Here is a 17043-nt window from a genome sequence, read left to right on the forward strand (position 1 = left end):
ACCGGCAGCGGGGTGGGCAGGTCCAGGCCGGCCAGCCGGTCGGTCCAGAAGCGTTCGTCCGCGTCGAGCGGGCGGTCCGCCACCCACCGGGCGAAGTCCCGGAACGGGTGCCGCTGCGGTGGCTGGTACGGCGTCCCGGCGACGATCGCGTCGTGTTCGGTGCAGACCTCGGTGAGCAGCATGTGCGCCGAACGGCCGTCGAGGACGGCGTGGTGGAAGGTGACCACCACGGTGTGCCGGTCCGGTGCGTGGGTGATCAGGGTGACGCGCAGCAGCGGGGCGGACCGCAGGTCCACCCCGGCGACCCGGTCGGCGGTGAGGAAGGCGGCCAGCCGTGCCGCGGGGTCGGGCGGTACCGGGCCGTCGCCGACGGCGGTCCAGTCGTGCTGGACGACCGGCACGGTCACCGCCGCCTGCACCACCTGGGCCGGGTCGTCGCTGGTCGGCCAGGTGAAGGCGGTACGGAGCACGGGATGCCGGCGGGCGGCCCGCTGCCAGGCGGTGTCCATCGCCGCCGGGTCGAGCCGGGTGGGCCAGTCGATCACCACCTGTAGGACGTCGACGCCGGAGTGTGGCTGGTGCCCGTGTGTGAAGAGCATGCCCGGCTGGAGCGTCACGGCGGCGTAGCGGTCTTCGACAGCGTCGTCGAGGGGCATTGCCCGCACTCTTGGCTCCTTCATCAGGCGCAACGTCGGACAACGCATCCGCGAAACGTTGCAGGATGCGCAGGGTCCACGGTCATGACCGCAGGGCGGATCGGTCGGGATTTTGTCCTGGACAAGGGGAGGACTGCCGAAGAAATTACGAGAGGGATTCAGCCCTGTCAACGGTGGAGGATGTCGACCGATGAATGGACAACCGTCCTAACCAAATATCTCAACTATGCCGATATTTCGCCGCAATCGGGACATCTGAAAATACGGAAGGCTGTTGTCCGAATGGCTGGGAAAGTGGGTGGTCTGCTGCGATTGCCGGTACCCGGCCGTACTGTTCCCGGTGTGCCCCCGTCATGGGCCCCTGAGCAGGAGATATATCGGGGATATCGGCCTGGTACAACGGGCTGCCGGTGGGCGCGCGAGGCCCGGCCGTCGAGCGGGGAGGGTCGGTGACGGGCGGGACAGGGGAGCCTCCGACCCGCCCGTCACCGGTGTGGATGCTGGTCAGGCCGAGGTGGCGAGCCGTTCCCGGAGGCTCTTTGGCCGCATATCGGTCCAGACCTCCTCGATGTGGGCGAGGCAGGCCGCCCGGTCGCCGCTGAAGCCCGTCGGCTGCCAGCCGGCCGGCAGGTCGGAGTCGCTGGCCCAGATCGAGTACTGCTCCTCGTCGTTCACGACGACCTGATATTGACGTTGGTCATCTGTCATGAGAACTCCCATTCACCTGGTAGATCGATCTGAGCTGGCGCTACGGCCAGCCAGCGGTCGTTCAATGCCGTACCTGTCCAGATCTGTCACGGGCTGAATCGCCGTGGCCGAGACAATTACGGCGGAGAATCCCGAGCTGATTATCGGGCGGTCCGACGTCGATTTTCGGATCCTGTCGTTCGCCGTTACGGCAAAACTGCTCCCTGATCAGCCGATCAGCTGAGGTACGCCCGGACGGTGTCCGTCGCCCGTCCGGCCGGTGGGCCGGAGTCGGCGACCGCCGCCGCTACCGCCGGGCGAATGGAAGAAGCCCACACCGGTGGCGACGAAAAACGTCGCCATCCGATGTGGGCCTCGACCGTTCCGCGTACGGATCCCGGACGTCCGTCCCGTCCGGGACGCCGGCCGATCGACGTCACCCGCCGTTCGGGTGCTCCTTGCGGATCTGCTCGGCCAGGTGCGCCGGCATCGGATCGTGCCGGGCGAACGACCGCCGGAACGTACCCGTACCCGAGGTCATCGAACGCAGTTCGACCGCGTACCGCAGCAGTTCGGTCGCCGGCACCTCGGCGCGCACCACGGTCCGCTCGACCCCCGCCGGGTCCGGCTCGGTACCCAGGACCCGGCCCCGCCGGCCGGACAGGTCGCTCATCACCGCCCCGACGAACGAGTCCGGTACCCGCACCGTCACCTCGTCGACCGGTTCCAGCAGGGTCACCTGCCCCCGCTCGGCCGCGTCCCGCAGGGCGAGCCCACCGGCCGTGGCGAACGCGGCGTCGGAGGAGTCCACACTGTGCGCCTTGCCGTCGACCAGGGTCACCCGCAGGTCCACCACCGGGTACCCGGCCACGATCCCGCGCTCCATCTGGGCCCGGACGCCCTTCTCCACCGACGGGATGTAGTGGTGCGGCACCGCACCCCCGACCACCCGGTCGACGAACTCGAAACCACCGCCGCGCGGCAGCGGCTCCACCTCGATGTCGCAGATCGCGTACTGGCCGTGCCCGCCGGACTGCTTGACGTGCCGGCCGTGCCCGCGCGCCCCGGCCGTGAAGGTCTCCCTCAGCGCCACCCGGACCGGTTCGGTCTCCAGCTCCACCCCGCCGGCCCGCAGCCGGTCCAGCACCACGTCGGCGTGCGCCTCGCCCATGCACCAGAGCACCAGCTGGTGGGTCTCCGAGTTGCGCTCCAGCCGCAGCGTCGGGTCACCGGCCACCAGTCGCGCCAGGTTACGGGCCAGCGCGTCCTCGTCGGCCCGGCTGGCCGCCACGATCGCCACCGGCAGCAGCGGCTCCGGCATCTCCCACGGGGCGATCAGCAGCGGGTCGTCCTTGGCGGAGATGGTGTCGCCGGTCTCGGCGCTGCCGGACTTGGTGATCGCGCAGATGTCCCCGGCCACGCAGTGCGGCACCTCCCGCAGTCCCGCGCCGAGCGGGGAGTAGACGTGCCCGACCCGCTCGTCCGCGTCGTGGTCGGGGTGACCGCGTTCGGCCAGGCCGTGCCCCGACACGTGCACGGTCAGCTCCGGTCGCAGCGTGCCGGAGAAGACCCGGACCAGCGACACCCGCCCCACGTGCCGGTCGACGGTGGTGCGGACCACCTCGGCGACCAGCGGTCCGGCCGGGTCGCAGGTCAGCGGCGGACGCGGCGAGCCGTCCAGCCCGGTGACGGCGGGCAGCGCGTGTTCCGGCGGCGACGGGAAGGCCGAGGTCAGCACCTCCAGCAGGACGTCCAGCCCGACCCCGGTGTACGCGCAGACCGGTACCACCGGGTAGTAGTGGCCCCGGGCCACCGCCTTCTCCAGGTCGTCGACGATCACCCCGGTCTCGATCTCCTCGCCGTCGAGGTACCGGTCCATCAGGGTCTCGTCCTCGCTCTCGGCGATGATCCCCTCGATCAGCTCGTTGCGGGACTCGGCGATCGCCGGCAGGTGCTCCGGATCGGGCTGGCGCACCTGCGCCGGCAGGCCGGCGGTGTAGTCGAACACCCGGCGGGTGATCAGGCTGAGCAGCCCGGCCACCGACACCCCGTCGTCACCGAGCATCGGCAGGTAGAGCGGGGCCACGTTCTCCCCGAACACCCGTTGGCAGAGCGCCACCGCCTCGTCGAAGTCGGCCCGCTGGTGGTCCAGTCGGGACACCGCGACCGCGCGGGGCATGTCCACGGCCGCGCACTCCTCCCAGAGCGCCGCGGTCGCCGCGTCCATCCCGTCCACCGCGGAGACCACGAAGAGCGCGGCGTCCGCCGCCCGCAGGCCGGCACGCAGTTCCCCCACGAAGTCGGCGTAACCGGGGGTGTCCAGCAGGTTCACCTTGATGCCGTTGTGCACCAGCGGTGCGCAGGCCAGGCTCACCGAACGCTGCTGACGTACGGCGGCCGGATCGTGGTCACAGACCGTGGTGCCGTCCGGGACGCTGCCGGCCCGGCCGATCGTCGAGGTGGCGGCCAGCAGCGCCTCCACCAGTGTGGTCTTGCCGGCGCCGGAGTGCCCCACCAGCACCACGTTGCGGACCCTGTCGGGTGCGGTCACCACCGGCACCGCGCCGGTGACACCCTTCTCCTGATTCCTCTGCGCCATCGGGCGCACCTCCCTCGGCCGGTGGTTGACGGCGACCGCCGCTCGGGTTAGTGACCTGGCTCACGTTCCAAACCGATCAGACACCCGTCGCGGACCGTACACAACCCCCGGCGCGAAGTAGGCGCCACCGGGCGTATCGCTGGTCGGGAGCCGACGGTTATCGTGGGACCGCCATGGCAAAGATCTTCCAAGTGTCGGCCCGGGCGGGGATGACCCGCGTCGTCGAGCCGATCGCGCGCGCACTGCTGCGCGCCGGTGTCACCCCGAACACGGTCACCGTGATCGGCACCGTCGGTGTGCTCGTCGGCGCGCTCGGTTTCGGTGCCCGGGGCCACCTGGTGGCCGGTGCGCTCATCGTCACCGTGTTCGCCCTGACCGACCTGCTCGACGGCACCATGGCCCGGATGAGCGGCGGGTCGACGAAGTTCGGTGCGTTCCTCGATTCGAGCATGGACCGGATCGCCGACAGCGCGGTCTTCGGGGCGGTCGCCTACTGGCTGGCCACCCGGGGCGACCGGGCCGGTGTCGCCGCCGCCCTGATCTGCCTGGCCGCCGGTGGGCTGGTCTCCTACGTCAAGGCCCGCGCCGAAGGGCTCGGCATGACCTGCAACGTGGGGATCGCCGAACGCACCGAACGACTGCTGATCGTCGGGATCGGCGGGCTGCTCACCGGGCTCGGCCTCGACCCTGCCCTGCCGGTCGCACTCTGGCTGCTCGCCGCCGTGTCGATCTTCACCGTCGGGCAGCGGATGCGGCACGTGTACCGGCAGGCCCAGCAGGTCCGGGCGGGCGTGCGGGGGTGACCGCCCGGCGAGGAGGCGGCCCGGACCTGGCAGCACTCGGCATCCTGGCCGGTTGGCGACTGGTCCGGGCGCTACCCGAACCGCTCGCCGTCGCGGCCTTCCGGGCGGGCGCCGACCGTGCCCACCGCCGGGGCGGCCCCGCCGTGGCCCGGCTCGCCGCCAACCTGCGCCGGGTGGTCGGTCCGGAGCTGCCCGACGCCGACCTCGACGACCTGGTCCGCCAGGGCCTGCGCTCCTACGCCCGCTACTGGCGGGAGGCGTTCCGCCTGCCGTCGCGCAGCCGGCAGCAGATCCGCGACGGGTTCCGGCTGCAGGGCGCCGACCTGCTCGCCGCCGACGTGGCCGCCGGTCGGGGCGCGGTGGTGGCGCTGCCGCACGCCGGCAACTGGGACGCCGCCGGAGCCTGGGTCGCCGCCCAGGGCTGGCCCCTGGTCACCGTCGCCGAACGACTCAGACCCGAGGCGGTCTTCGCCCGGTTCCTGGCCTTCCGGGAGAGCCTGGGCATGGAGATCCTGCCCACCCACGGCGGTACCCGGCCCGCCTTCGACGTGCTCGTCGAACGGCTCGGCCAGGGGTACGTGGTACCGCTGCTGGCCGACCGGGACCTGTCGGCGCGCGGCGTCGAGGTGTCCTTCTTCGGTGGCCGGACCCGGATGCCCCCCGGCCCGGCCCTGCTGGCGCTGCGTACCGGCGCTCCGCTCTACGTGGCGTCGATGTGGTACGAACCGGACGCGGCGTGCGCCAGTCTCGACGGCCCCCTGGACCTGCCGGACCCGGACAGCGCCCCCCTGGACGACCGGGTCCGCACGGTCACCCAGCGCATTGCCGACCGTCTGGCGGCGGGCATCGCCCGTCATCCGCAAGACTGGCACATGTTGCAGCGGATGTGGCTGGACGGAGAGCACTGACGTGCGCATCGGCATCGTGTGCCCGTACTCCTTCGACGTCCCGGGCGGCGTCCAGAACCACATCATCGACCTCGCCGAGGCGCTGATCGGGCTCGGTCACGAGGTGAGCGTGCTCGCCCCCGCCGACGAGGACGCCGCGCTGCCGCCGTACGTCGTACCGGCCGGTCGGGCCGTGCCGCTGCCCTACAACGGCTCGGTGGCCCGGATCGCGTTCGGCCCGGTCTCCACCGCCCGGGTCCGCCGCTGGATCAACCGGGGCGACTTCGACGTGCTGCACGTGCACGAGCCGCTCACCCTCAGCCTGTCCCTGCTGGCGGTGCTCTCCGCCCGGGGGCCGGTGGTGGCGACCTTCCACACCGCGATGACCCGGTCCCGGGCCCTCGCCGCCGCCCAGGGTCTGCTCCAGATCGTGCTGGAACGCATCACCGCCCGGATCGCGGTCAGCGCGCTGGCCCGCAAGGTGCAGGTGGAACACCTCGACGGCGGCGCGGTGGAGATCCCCAACGGGGTGACCGTGGCGAAGTTCGCCGACGCCGTCCCGCTGGACGGCTGGCCGGGGGAGTGCGGGCCGGGTAGCGGGGGCACCCTCGGTTTCCTGGGCCGGTTCACCGAGCCCCGCAAGGGGTTCCCGCTGCTGCGCGACGCGTTCGTCACGCTCGCCCCGCACCGTCCCGGTCTGCGGCTGCTGGTCGCCGGGCCGGGTGAGGCCGACGACCTGTACGGCCAGTTCCCCGCCGACCTGCGGGACCGGGTCACCTTCCTCGGCCTGGTCTCCGAACCGGACAAGGCGCGCATGCTGCGCAGTGTGCACCTCTACGTCGCACCGAACACCGGCGGCGAGTCGTTCGGCATGATCCTCACCGAGGCGATGGCGGCGGGTACCACCGTGGTCGCCAGTGATCTGGATGCCTTCCGGCGGGTACTCGACGCCGGGAGGGCCGGCCGGCTCTTCCCGGTCGGTGACGTGGCGGCGCTCAGCCGTACCCTCGCCGAACTGCTCGACGACCCGGCGGCACGGGCGGCGCTGTCCGCCTGCGGCGACGAGGTGGTGGCCGGGTTCGACTGGCCGGTGGTCGCCCGGCGGGTGCTGGAGGTGTACGCGGCGGCCATCGAGGCAACCGACGGGCGGGTCATCGACCAGGAGTGGGCGGGCCTGCGCTGACCCGTGGCCTGTGGAAACAGGCCGCCGACCGGGCGGTGACCGGGGCCGCTGACCGGGGTGGTGACCGGGGCCGCCGACCGGCGGTACCGGCCGCTCCGGCCGGTACGGGACCATGGGCGCGGGACGCCTGCGGCGGGGACAGGAATGGAGCGACACTACGATGCCGGGCATGTGGTGGGTGGTGGGCGGGACGCTGGTCGTCGCGCTGGTCACGGCGTACCTGGTCTGGACGGCCAACCGGGTCGACCGGCTCCAGACGCGGGTCTCCTCGGCGGCCCGCGCCCTCGACGCGCACCTGGTCCGCCGGGCGGCGGCGGCCGCCGTACTCGCCGAGGACCAGCGGTACGGCGTCGAGCTGTACGCTGCCGCCCGGATCGCCCTCGACGCGGCGCCGGACGAGCGGGAGGCGGCCGAGAACGACCTCACCCGGCAGTTGCGGGCGGCGCAGCTCGACCCGGGCGACCCGGCCGCCGAAGCGGTGATCGCCGCGAGCCGCCGACTGGCGCTGGCCCGGCAGGTGCACACCGACCTGGTCCGGGACGCGCTCTCCGCCCGGCGCCGACCACTGGTACGGCTGTTGCGGATGGGGCGCCGGCACGAGTGGCCCCGCTACTTCGACGTGGACGACCCGACCCTGCCGGTCCGCCCCGACCTCCCGGTCGCCTGACTCGTCCTCTTTCGAGCTGTCCGGGGCCGGTCGTCCGGAATACCGGGTGATGACGGCCACAGGGCAGGCCACCGTGGGTCTGATTGGCTGTCGGACCGGCGTTGCGCCGGACGTAGCATTTCTGCATCCACCCCGAACGCGTTGAGGAGCGAATCACCGTGTCCGAATCCAGCTCGCAGGCAGCAGGCGCCACCCCCGTCCTCGGCACCGCCCGGGTCAAGCGGGGCATGGCCGAGATGCTCAAGGGCGGCGTGATCATGGACGTGGTCAACGCCGAGCAGGCGAAGATCGCCGAGGACGCCGGCGCCGTCGCCGTGATGGCCCTTGAGCGGGTACCCGCCGACATCCGCGCCCAGGGTGGCGTCTCCCGGATGAGCGACCCCGACATGATCGACGGCATCATCAACGCCGTCTCCATCCCGGTGATGGCCAAGGCCCGGATCGGCCACTTCGTCGAGGCGCAGATCCTCCAGTCGCTCGGTGTCGACTACGTCGACGAGTCCGAGGTGCTCACCCCCGCCGACTACGCCAACCACATCGACAAGTGGGCGTTCACCGTCCCCTTCGTCTGCGGTGCCACCAACCTCGGCGAGGCGCTGCGCCGGATCACCGAGGGCGCGGCGATGATCCGCTCCAAGGGCGAGGCCGGTACCGGTGACGTCTCCAACGCCACCATGCACATGCGCAAGATCCGTCAGGAGATCGCCCGGCTCGCCTCGCTGCCGGCCGACGAGCTGTACGTGGCGGCCAAGGAGCTCCAGGCCCCGTACGAGCTGGTCAAGGAGGTCGCCGAGCAGGGCAAGCTGCCGGTCGTCCTGTTCACCGCGGGCGGCATCGCCACCCCGGCCGACGCGGCCATGATGATGCAGCTCGGCGCGGAGGGCGTCTTCGTCGGCTCGGGCATCTTCAAGTCCGGCAACCCGGCCCAGCGGGCCGCCGCGATCGTGAAGGCCACCACCTTCCACGACGACCCCGACGTACTGGCCAAGGTCTCCCGGGGCCTCGGCGAGGCGATGGTCGGCATCAACGTCGACGACATCCCGCAGCCGCACCGGCTCGCCGAGCGCGGCTGGTGAGCCCGGACGGTCCCGTCCACCGACCCGTCGACTGGGGGTACACCATGGCCGACCGGCCGACCATCGGGGTGCTCGCCCTCCAGGGCGACGTCCGGGAGCACGTGCACGCGCTGGCCAAGTGCGACGCGGACGCCCGGCCGGTACGCCGCCCCGAGGAACTGGACCGGGTCGACGCGCTGGTCGTCCCGGGTGGCGAGTCCACCACGATCAGCAAACTGGCCGAGACGTTCGGCCTGCTCGAACCGATCCGCAAACGGATCACCGGCGGTATGCCCGTGTACGGCTCCTGCGCCGGCATGATCATGCTGGCCACCGAGGTGCTCGACGGGCGCCCCGACCAGCAGAGCTTCGACGGGATCGAGATGACCGTCCGGCGCAACGCCTTCGGCCGCCAGGTCGACTCGTTCGAGGCGCCGGTACGGATCAGCGGGGTGCCGGGGCCGGCGTTCCACGCGGTCTTCATTCGGGCCCCGTGGGTCGAGCGGGTCAGTGACGGCGTCGAGGTGCTCGGTCAGGTGACCGAGGGCCCGGCGGCCGGGCGGATCGTCGCGGTCCGGCAGGGCAACCTGCTGGCCACCTCGTTCCACCCGGAACTCACCGGCGACCTGCGGGTGCACCAGTACTTCGTCGACCTCGTCCGCAGCACGTAAGGACAGGTAAGGAAGGGCCCCTTCTTATCGCTTTCGGTAGAGGAGGGGCCCCTTCTTAACCATGATCGACGTGCGCTCCCGCCGGATCGGCGCCACGATCGAGAACACCACGGGTGCCGGGTGTGACACCGGTCGGTACGACCTCGGTAGGATTGCCGCGGTTCGGCAGGGCCAGCGCCCGCCACGGCCTACCCCGCGGTAGCCGACCGGTCGGCTCCACCCGCCCGGTCGCGGCGGTGTGGTGGAGTCCGGCGTGTCGAGGTGTGGAGTCTGGCGCGGGCAGTCGACGCAGGCGTGGGTTAGCTAACGGAGGTACGAGATGTCCGGCCACTCCAAGTGGGCGACCACCAAGCACAAGAAGGCCGTCATCGACGCCAAGCGCGGCAAGATGTTCGCCAAACTCATCAAGAACGTCGAGGTGGCGGCGCGGACCGGCGGTGGCGACCCGGCCGGTAACCCGACCCTCTACGACGCCATCCAGAAGGCGAAGAAGAACTCCGTACCGAACGACAACATCGACCGCGCGGTCAAGCGTGGCTCCGGCCTGGAGGCCGGCGGCGCCGACTGGCAGACGATCATGTACGAGGGGTACGGCCCGAACGGGGTCGCGCTGCTCATCGAGTGCCTCACCGACAACCGCAACCGCGCCGCGACCGAGGTGCGGACCGCGCTGACCCGCAACGGCGGTTCGCTGGCCGACGCCGGCTCGGTGTCGTACATGTTCTCCCGCAAGGGCGTCGTGATCGTGCCCAAGGGGAACCTGAGCGAGGACGACGTGCTGATGGCGGTCCTCGACGCCGGTGCCGAGGAGGTCAACGACCTCGGTGAGGCGTACGAGGTGGTATCCGAGCCGGCCGACCTGATCCCGGTGCGCACCGCCCTCCAGGAGGCCGGCATCGAGTACGAGTCGGCCGAGTCCTCCCTGATCCCGAGCGTGAACGTGCCGCTCGACGAGGAGGGCGCGCGTAAGGTCTTCAAGCTGATCGACGTGCTGGAGGACTGCGACGACGTGCAGAACGTCTACGGCAACTTCGACGTCTCCGACGAGGTCATGGAGGCCGTCGGCTGACCTTGTCCGACGAGCCACGGAGGGCCCTTCGGGCCCTTCCGTGGTCTCTCCGGTCAGGAGGTCGGTTGTCCCGATCCGGAGCAGCGGGCACGACTGCCTATCGGCTGATGCGGCGGGCAGGGCTCACCGGGGGCGACGCTCACCCGCGCGCCGCAGACGGAACACTGACTGTGGGGGGCCATCCGCGGACTCCTTCGGGAAACCGGTAATCAGGATCGGGGTCCACCTCCGGTTCGCGGCTCGGGCCGGAGGCCACGGTCACGCGGAGGTAGACGCTCGTGCCGTCTGCGCAGGTGATCCGCAGAGCGGACGGCGACAGGTGTACGCCGGGGTAGCCGCACGCCTCCCAACCCGTGAAGATCGGCGGGCGCGCGTAGTCGAGTAACTGAGCAGTGAAGACGAGCATCCGGGCGGCTCGCTGCGTAGGTGGCGGCAGCTCCGCCGGTAACGGGGCCTGGGCAGGTGCCGGGCGTGGTTCCTCAGCGGCCCAGAGCAGGGCGGACGAGCCGGACCGGTACGTGACCTTCACCCCGGGTGGCGACTGTCCACCGGCGCGGGTGTCACTGCCGTAGCGCGTCACCTCCGTAACGTCGGGGTGCTCGCTGGCGCGAACCAGTGCAGCGATCGCGTCCAGAACCTCGGTCACCTGCATATCAACTCCATTTCCCGCACCTCGGGGCAACTCAGGCGGCGCCGCTCAAGTCTAGGTGTGGACGGGAGGTGCCCTCGCCCGGCTCGCGTGCATGGTCCGGGGCGTGGAGAACGTCACGGCGGGCGACATCCTGGAGTTCGGCCACCACGGGTCCAGGCGAGGAACCGGGTGAAGATCTCCTGCGGATCGTCCCGGTGCGTCGGCTGGACCCGGGCCCGGTCGGTGATCGCGTCGTGCATCAGCGCGCACAGGTACATCGCCAACCCGACCTGGTTGTCCGCGTACTCGATGCGCAGGCTGAGGCGGGCGGCCGGGCAGGGCCAGGCGGCGGCGCAGGCCCGGCAGAGCCACAGCGGGCGTACCGGCTGATGCTGGCGCAACCAGCCGAGCAGCCGGTCACGCGGCACGGCCGGCGTCCGCCGCGTGCCGGCCGCGCACCCGGTTGGCCCGGCTCGCCTGCCCCCGGCTGATCAGCCCGGACTGCCCGACCCAGAAGGCCGCTGTCCGCGCGTTCCACCGGGGGTCCGCCGGCCGCCAGGCACGACCCGCCGGCTCGGGCGTCGGGGGCGGCGGCTCCTCGACGGGTACCCACCAGCCCCGGTCCGGGCAGCGCCGCCACCGGAGCCCGCAGATGCAGTACCGCCCCCAGCGTGCCCAGTTCCGCCGGTGCACCAGCCCCAGCGGTACGCCCCTGTCTTTTCGACGCATTGTGTCACTCCCTCCGATGTGTCTGCTCACATCGTGGTGACCGGGCGGTTACGGTCGGAAGTCCCTCGCCCGTCACCCCGGATCCGTGCCCGTGCCGTCGCCGGGGTTGGCGGGGACGTGGGGCAGGTAGGCGTCGTGTGGTGGAGGTGTGATGACGAGGGGCCGGATGTCGGCGCTGGAGTTCCTGGGCAGCGAGCTGCGCCGGGCACGCAAGGACCGGTCACTGAGCCAGGAGGACCTGGCCCAGCAGATCAACTTTTCGTCCAGCCTGGTCGGCATGGTGGAGATCGGGCACCGTACGCCATCTTTGGACTTTCTGACCCGGGTCGACGCGGCGCTGGAGTCCGGTGGCCTCTTCGAGCGACTCTTGGCGCTGGTCCGGGCAGAGGCGGCGCCGCCGTGGCTGCGCGAGTGGATCAGCGTCGAGCAGGAGGCGACGTTGATCCGCTGGTTCGAGCCGTCGCTGGTGCCGGGTCTGGTGCAGACCGAGGCGTACGCCCGCGCGGTGCTCAGCGGCGGCGGGATGCTGCGGCCCAGCGAGGTGGAGCAGCGGGTCACCTCCCGGTTGGAGCGGCAGGCGGTGCTCTCCCGGGAGCAGCCGCCGGAGTTCGTCGCGGTGGTGGACGAGGTGGTGCTCCGGCGGCAGATCGGTGATGCTGCGGTGATGGCCGGGCAGTTCGACCACCTGCTCCGGGTCACCGAGTGGCCGCACGTACACCTGCACGTGGTGCCGGCCGGGGTGGGTATGCATCCCGGGCTGGCCGGTGCGTTCATCCTGGCCAAGACCCCCGAGGGCAGCGAGGTCGCCCACCTGGACAACCAGCTCCGCGCACACGTCACCGATCAACCGGACGACATTGATAGCCTTCACCGAGCATGGGAGAGGCTCCGGGGTGAGGCGCTGCCCCGCCGGGCCTCCCGGGAGCTGATTCAGGAGTTGGCAGAGTCATGGACCTGACCGGCGCGGTCTGGCGCACATCCACCCGTAGTAGTAACGGCGGCTCGACCTGTGTCGAGGTCGCGACGAACCTGCCCGACCTGGTCGGGGTACGCGACAGCAAGGACCGGCAGGGGCCGGTGCTGACCTTCGGCCCCGGCGCGTGGGCCGGCTTCGTCGCGGCCACCCGCTCCGGGGCCATCGCCCGCCACACCTGACCCGATTTCCAGGAGGCCGGGGTGTCCCGTCCACTCGGACACCCCGACCTCCTGAAAGCCGAGCCGGCCAGGCCGACGGCCAGGCCGAGCCGGTCAGGCCGACGGTCAGCAGGCGGTGCCCGTGCGGAACGTCCGCTCGACGAAGTCCGCCGGACCCACCTGGAAGTAACCGACCCCGGACCGGATCGGGTGATCGGTGAAGAGTTCCACCCGCTGCCCGACCCGGACCAGGTACCCGGTCTGGCCGCTGGCGCTGCGGACCAGTTCACCGCGTCGGCCGTAGATCTCCTCCAGCTCGCTGAACTCCATGCCCACCGCCGCGCCGGCCGGTGAGCGGGGCGGCCTGGTGGCCGTACCGATGTCGGCCAGGCGACCGGCCCGGAACCGGAGCAGGATCACCCCGGCCCACTCGCCGGTCGCCCCGGAGCCGACGACGTCGTCGCAGCCCGGGTACGACCAGACGTCGGTGACCAGACCGGCGGCGGCCAGCCGGTCCAGGCTCATGCCGATCCGGTACGGACCGGCGCCGCGTACGCTCAGCACGGGCTCACCGGTCGCCCGGCCGAAGCTCGGGGCGGCGGTGGCGGGAATCATCAGCACGGCCAGTATTCCGGCGACGGCGAGCTGACGGATCGAGGTTCGCATGGTGTTCTCCTTCGTGCGGCGGATCGTCCTATCTGGTTGGTCTCCGGGCGCGCGGGTTTTGTTCACTCCGTCGGGGACGATGTGAGCGTCCCCGACCTGATCGGCCCGTACCGGGTCGAGCGGCTGCTCGGGGTCGGCTCGTTCGCCACCGTCTGGCTGGGTCACGATCCGGTGCTCGACTCGTACGTCGCGATCAAGGTGCTCGCCGAGAACTGGAGCCACGACCTGCGGGTCCGGGAACGTTTCCGCGACGAGGCCCGGCTGCTGCGCCGACTCGACCACGACCGGCTGGTCCGGGTACACACGGTCGGTGAACTGCCCGACGGCCGCCCGTACGCGGTGCTGGCCTGGGCGGACCGGGGGAGCCTGCGGGACCGGCTCGCGGCCGGCCCGATTCCGGTGCCGGCCGCCCTGCACCTGCTGACGGAGATCGCGGCCGGGGTGGCGGTGCTGCACCGGCACGGGGTGGTGCACCGGGACCTCACCCCCGGCAACATCCTGTTCCAGAGCGTACCGACGGTTCCGACCGTGCCGACTGTGCCGACGGTTCCGGGCGTGCCGGACGACACGCCCGGCACCGCCGAGCGGGTGCTGATCGCCGACCTCGGGCTGGCCAAGGCGCTGGCCGCCGCCTCCGGGCTGACCGCCCGGGCCGGCACCCCCGGTTACATGGCCCCGGAGCAGGACGACCCGCTGGCCGTCGTGGACACCCGCGCCGACGTCTTCGGGCTGGGGCGGCTCGGGATCCGGCTGCTCGGCGCGGGCGGCGCGACGAACCCCGGCCCGGACGCACCGGGGGGCGGATGGCGGCTACGCCCAGGGGTACCGCAGCAGGTGTCGACGGTGTTGCGCACCGCCACGGCCCACGATCCGGCCGACCGTTGTCCGGACGCCGCAGCCTTCCAGGTTGCCCTGCGACGAGCCGTCCAGCAGGGGCCATCGGGGTACCGGAGCACCGGTCCCGGCCGTCGGTCCGGTGCCGGGCCCCGCGATGTCCTGCCCGGCCGCGTCCTGCCCGGCCGCGTCCTGCCTGGCCGCGTCCTGGCCCACCGCGTCCTGCGCCGCCTCGGACTCACCGCCGCGACGCTCGGTTGGCTCTCGGTGGTCGGTGTCACCGCCGCCGACGCCGGGCCGGGCCGCCCGACCAGCGTCACCGTCGCCAGTGGACGGGTGACCGTCGCGCTGCCGCCCGGGTGGCAGTCGTTCGGCGACGGCTGGGTCGGCCAGTACGGCGGCGACGGTGACCTCGAACCGGGGGTGGTGATCTCACCGCGCCCGCGGCGGTGGCTGGCCGATCCGACCGTCCCGGGGGCGTTCATCGGGGTCTCCGCCACCGCCGCCACCCGGACCACGCCCGCCGGTTTCCTGGCGGAACGCCCGCACGCGGACTGCGTCGCCGCCCCGACCCGGCAGACCCGGCAGGGCGGCATCGACTGGACGGTGATCAGCTTCGCCTGCGGCGGCCCCCGGTCCGCGATCGTCGAAGCCGCCGGCTCCGACCCCGGCGGCGTCGGTCTGGTGTACGCGCAGATCGTCCCCCCGGGCGGCGGCGGATCCGACTTCGTGGACCGGCTGCTCGCCGGGATCCGGGTACGGTAGGACGGCGCCCTCAGCCAAGGATCAGCGGATCACCACCGTGATGGTGTGGGTCGTACCCTCCTGCGGAATCCGGACGGCGACGGTGCCGGTACGGACGAACCGGATGTCGACCACCCCGGCCTCGTAGTGCTGCGACACCAGGTCGGTCCGGTCGACCGTCACCTCGCCCGGACCGATGTTCTGGATCCGCAGCACCCCACCGGTGGCGAAGCAGAGCGACCTGATCAGGGCCAGTTCCTCGGTCGCCACATCGAGGTCGTACCGGACGGCACCCAGACACGTCGACGGCCGCTCGGACTCCGACGGGGCCGGCTTCGGCGCGGTACCGGTCCGCGTGGTCTTCGGCGGTGCCGGTCGGTCCGCGCGGGTGGTCTCGACCTTGACCGGAGTGCGGGACGGTGCCGGGGGTACGACGGTCGGCGCGGACGGTGATCCGTCGGACGGGTTACTCGGCTGGGCGGCCGGCAGCGGTGACACCGGCGGATCCGCGCAGGCGGTGACCGGGGCGAGTACGGCGACCGCGAGCGTGGCAGCCAGGGCGATCCGGGAAACCGGGTGGCGGGACATTCATCATCTCCTCAGTGGACGCTGAGCGGCAGGTTAGCGCCCGCTGTCACGTGTCCCGGGTCGGTTCCGGACGCCCGGACTCCGACCGGTTCGTCGGTGGCGCGCCGCCGCAGCCAGGTCGGTCCGGCCAGTCGCCGCCGCAGTCAGATCGGCGCGTCGAGTCGCCGCCCCAGTCAGGTCGGTTCGGCGAGTCGTCGCCGCAGCGCCTGCCGGGCCAGGTGGATCCGGGACTTCACGGTCCCCTCCGGCAGGTCGAGCAGAGTCGCGATCTCCCGGTAGCTGAGCTCCAGGACATCGCGGAGCACCACCACCTCGGCGAGTTCGGCGCTCACCGAGTCCAGCGCGTCAAGCAGGTCGAGCCGGGTACCGGCGACCACGCTGGTGCGGCGCGGGTCCGCTCGGTCCGGCACCGGCAGGCCGCCGCCCTCCGCCCAGCGGCGGCGTAGGGCCCGGTACGTCGACCGGGCCCGGTTCGCGGTCAGCCGGTGCAGCCAGGTGCGGAACGCGGCCCGCCCTTCGAACCGGCTGAGCCCGTTGGCGAGGGCCAGCAGTGTGTCCTGGCACGCCTCCTCGGCGTCCTGCCGGTTGGGCAGGAAACGGGCGCAGAGCCGGAGGACCTCCGGCTGCACGGCCACCAGCAGCGCGTCGAGAGCCCGCGCGTCACCGGTGGTGGCGGCCCGGGCCAGCCGGTCGATCTCGTCGTCGGGTGGCATGACGGCCGTCCTCCGGTCACCGGTGTTCGCACTCGCGGAAAGGCGAGGGTACGGTCCCGGTCACCGGTGCCGGGTACGCTGAGTCCGACATCTGTCTCCGCGACGGCCAGCAGGTTGAGCCGTGTCCACCCGCATCGATCAGGGCCGCCGGCCGGAACGGGGCGGCGGAAGCGGACCGGTTGGACCGGAGCGGGCCGGCGGTGGAAGCGGACCGGCCCGAGCGGGCCGGGCGGTGGAAGCAGACCGGCCAAAGCGGGCGGGTCAGGCCGCGTGGAACCGCCGGGGCGGGTGCGTGACCAGCGACGTCACCCGGACGATCGCGGTACGGTCCCGCCCCTCACGGGGCTCGCCCCGGTCGTACCAGATCTCCCGGCCGGTCACGGTGAGCCACTCGGACCCGAGGTGCCCGGTGGTCGTCGGCGGCTCGGTGACGAGCAGCCGCAGGGCCCCCTGACCGAACAGGTAGTCACCCTCGGGGATCACGATGACGTCACCCACAGTGACGATGCTGGAGGGTTGTTCCATGTCCGGCTCCTTTCGCGCGGGTTACCCCTGAGTGTGTGCGGAGAGCGGACCGGCAGCGCCACCCCTGACCAACCCCTAGACGAGTAAGTCCGAAGTCGGGTCAGTGGTCGTAGGCGATCAGGGACCTGGTCACGGGTTGGCCGGTGGCGCGGTTGTGCCAGATCGCGGCGGTCATGGCGAGGATTCGCTGCGCGACTCGGGC

General features: G+C 72.0%; 20 protein-coding genes and 1 pseudogene. 10 read left to right on the forward strand and 11 right to left on the reverse strand.

The window, feature by feature from the left end; genetic code table 11:
• The 3 genes from GSF22_RS17345 to GSF22_RS17355 form a co-directional block, all read right to left on the reverse strand.
• Window positions 1-656: condensation domain-containing protein (locus tag GSF22_RS17345; RefSeq protein ID WP_244367588.1), on the reverse strand; the 656-nt coding region annotated here is incomplete at its 3' end.
• A 504-nt stretch (window positions 657-1160) separates the two neighbouring features.
• Window positions 1161-1364, reverse strand: a complete 204-nt coding sequence (locus GSF22_RS17350; RefSeq protein WP_280116894.1) for an MbtH family protein — start codon at window positions 1362-1364, stop codon at window positions 1161-1163.
• Window positions 1365-1779: 415 nt separating this feature from the next.
• Window positions 1780-3942, reverse strand: a complete 2163-nt coding sequence (locus GSF22_RS17355; RefSeq protein ID WP_208814658.1) for an elongation factor G-like protein EF-G2 — start codon at window positions 3940-3942, stop codon at window positions 1780-1782.
• Window positions 3943-4115: 173 nt separating this feature from the next.
• On the opposite strand from GSF22_RS17355, the gene pgsA reads away from it, so the two are divergent.
• From pgsA to GSF22_RS17390, 7 genes are all read left to right on the forward strand, one after another.
• Window positions 4116-4745, forward strand: a complete 630-nt coding sequence (pgsA, locus tag GSF22_RS17360) for a phosphatidylinositol phosphate synthase (protein ID WP_208814659.1) — start codon at window positions 4116-4118, stop codon at window positions 4743-4745.
• A 26-nt stretch (window positions 4746-4771) separates the two neighbouring features.
• On the forward strand, window positions 4772-5653 hold the full coding sequence (locus GSF22_RS17365) for a phosphatidylinositol mannoside acyltransferase (RefSeq protein ID WP_208814671.1): 882 nt from the start codon (window positions 4772-4774) through the stop codon (window positions 5651-5653).
• 1 nt (window position 5654) lies between these two features.
• A complete protein-coding gene (locus tag GSF22_RS17370; RefSeq protein WP_208814660.1) occupies window positions 5655-6815 on the forward strand; it encodes a glycosyltransferase family 4 protein in 1161 nt (386 codons plus the stop codon).
• Window positions 6816-6975: 160 nt separating this feature from the next.
• Entirely contained in the window at window positions 6976-7482 is a 507-nt protein-coding gene (locus GSF22_RS17375) for a hypothetical protein (RefSeq protein ID WP_208814661.1), read from the forward strand.
• Window positions 7483-7640: 158 nt separating this feature from the next.
• Window positions 7641-8558, forward strand: coding sequence for a pyridoxal 5'-phosphate synthase lyase subunit PdxS (pdxS, locus tag GSF22_RS17380; protein WP_439957788.1), 918 nt, complete (start codon window positions 7641-7643; stop codon window positions 8556-8558).
• 44 nt (window positions 8559-8602) lie between these two features.
• Window positions 8603-9208 (forward strand): pyridoxal 5'-phosphate synthase glutaminase subunit PdxT, encoded by a 606-nt coding sequence (gene pdxT, locus GSF22_RS17385; protein ID WP_208814673.1) that lies wholly within the window; start codon window positions 8603-8605, stop codon window positions 9206-9208.
• A gap of 319 nt (window positions 9209-9527) precedes the next feature.
• Window positions 9528-10277 carry a YebC/PmpR family DNA-binding transcriptional regulator gene (locus GSF22_RS17390; RefSeq protein WP_208814662.1) on the forward strand — a complete coding sequence of 250 codons (750 nt, stop codon included), beginning with the start codon at window positions 9528-9530 and terminating at the stop codon, window positions 10275-10277.
• Between the two features lie 139 nt (window positions 10278-10416).
• Here the strand turns inward: GSF22_RS17390 and GSF22_RS17395 are convergent, their stop codons facing one another.
• From GSF22_RS17395 to GSF22_RS17405, 3 genes are all read right to left on the reverse strand, one after another.
• Entirely contained in the window at window positions 10417-10929 is a 513-nt protein-coding gene (locus GSF22_RS17395) for a hypothetical protein (protein ID WP_208814663.1), read from the reverse strand.
• A gap of 113 nt (window positions 10930-11042) precedes the next feature.
• Window positions 11043-11336, reverse strand: a complete 294-nt coding sequence (locus GSF22_RS17400) for a hypothetical protein (RefSeq protein ID WP_307804068.1) — start codon at window positions 11334-11336, stop codon at window positions 11043-11045.
• Window positions 11326-11637 (reverse strand): hypothetical protein, encoded by a 312-nt coding sequence (locus tag GSF22_RS17405; protein WP_208814664.1) that lies wholly within the window; start codon window positions 11635-11637, stop codon window positions 11326-11328. Before GSF22_RS17405 ends, GSF22_RS17400 begins: the two co-directional genes overlap by 11 nt.
• A gap of 151 nt (window positions 11638-11788) precedes the next feature.
• Here GSF22_RS17405 and GSF22_RS17410 point away from each other — a divergent pair, with 151 nt between their 5' ends.
• Entirely contained in the window at window positions 11789-12595 is an 807-nt protein-coding gene (locus tag GSF22_RS17410) for a helix-turn-helix domain-containing protein (protein WP_244367587.1), read from the forward strand.
• Window positions 12586-12792, forward strand: a complete 207-nt coding sequence (locus GSF22_RS17415; protein WP_208814665.1) for a DUF397 domain-containing protein — start codon at window positions 12586-12588, stop codon at window positions 12790-12792. Before GSF22_RS17410 ends, GSF22_RS17415 begins: the two co-directional genes overlap by 10 nt.
• Before the next feature lie 105 nt (window positions 12793-12897).
• Here GSF22_RS17415 and GSF22_RS17420 read toward each other — a convergent pair whose 3' ends face one another.
• Window positions 12898-13437 carry a hypothetical protein gene (locus tag GSF22_RS17420; RefSeq protein ID WP_208814666.1) on the reverse strand — a complete coding sequence of 180 codons (540 nt, stop codon included), beginning with the start codon at window positions 13435-13437 and terminating at the stop codon, window positions 12898-12900.
• A gap of 81 nt (window positions 13438-13518) precedes the next feature.
• On the opposite strand from GSF22_RS17420, the gene GSF22_RS17425 reads away from it, so the two are divergent.
• Window positions 13519-15036: a serine/threonine-protein kinase gene (locus tag GSF22_RS17425; RefSeq protein WP_208814667.1), complete on the forward strand. Its 1518-nt coding sequence runs from the start codon at window positions 13519-13521 to the stop codon at window positions 15034-15036.
• Between the two features lie 21 nt (window positions 15037-15057).
• Here the strand turns inward: GSF22_RS17425 and GSF22_RS17430 are convergent, their stop codons facing one another.
• The 4 genes and pseudogenes from GSF22_RS17430 to GSF22_RS34835 form a co-directional block, all read right to left on the reverse strand.
• Window positions 15058-15603, reverse strand: a complete 546-nt coding sequence (locus GSF22_RS17430) for a hypothetical protein (protein ID WP_208814668.1) — start codon at window positions 15601-15603, stop codon at window positions 15058-15060.
• A 173-nt stretch (window positions 15604-15776) separates the two neighbouring features.
• The gene (locus tag GSF22_RS17435; protein ID WP_208814669.1) at window positions 15777-16316 is read right to left on the reverse strand and encodes an RNA polymerase sigma factor; all 540 of its coding nucleotides are present in this window, start codon (window positions 16314-16316) and stop codon (window positions 15777-15779) included.
• Window positions 16317-16577: 261 nt separating this feature from the next.
• Window positions 16578-16841 (reverse strand): hypothetical protein, encoded by a 264-nt coding sequence (locus GSF22_RS17440; protein WP_208814670.1) that lies wholly within the window; start codon window positions 16839-16841, stop codon window positions 16578-16580.
• 100 nt (window positions 16842-16941) lie between these two features.
• Window positions 16942-17043, reverse strand: a pseudogene (locus GSF22_RS34835) (IS982 family transposase); the annotation flags it as partial.

It is taken from the genome of Micromonospora echinofusca (assembly GCF_017614955.1).
Lineage (GTDB): Bacteria > Actinomycetota > Actinomycetes > Mycobacteriales > Micromonosporaceae > Micromonospora > Micromonospora echinofusca_A.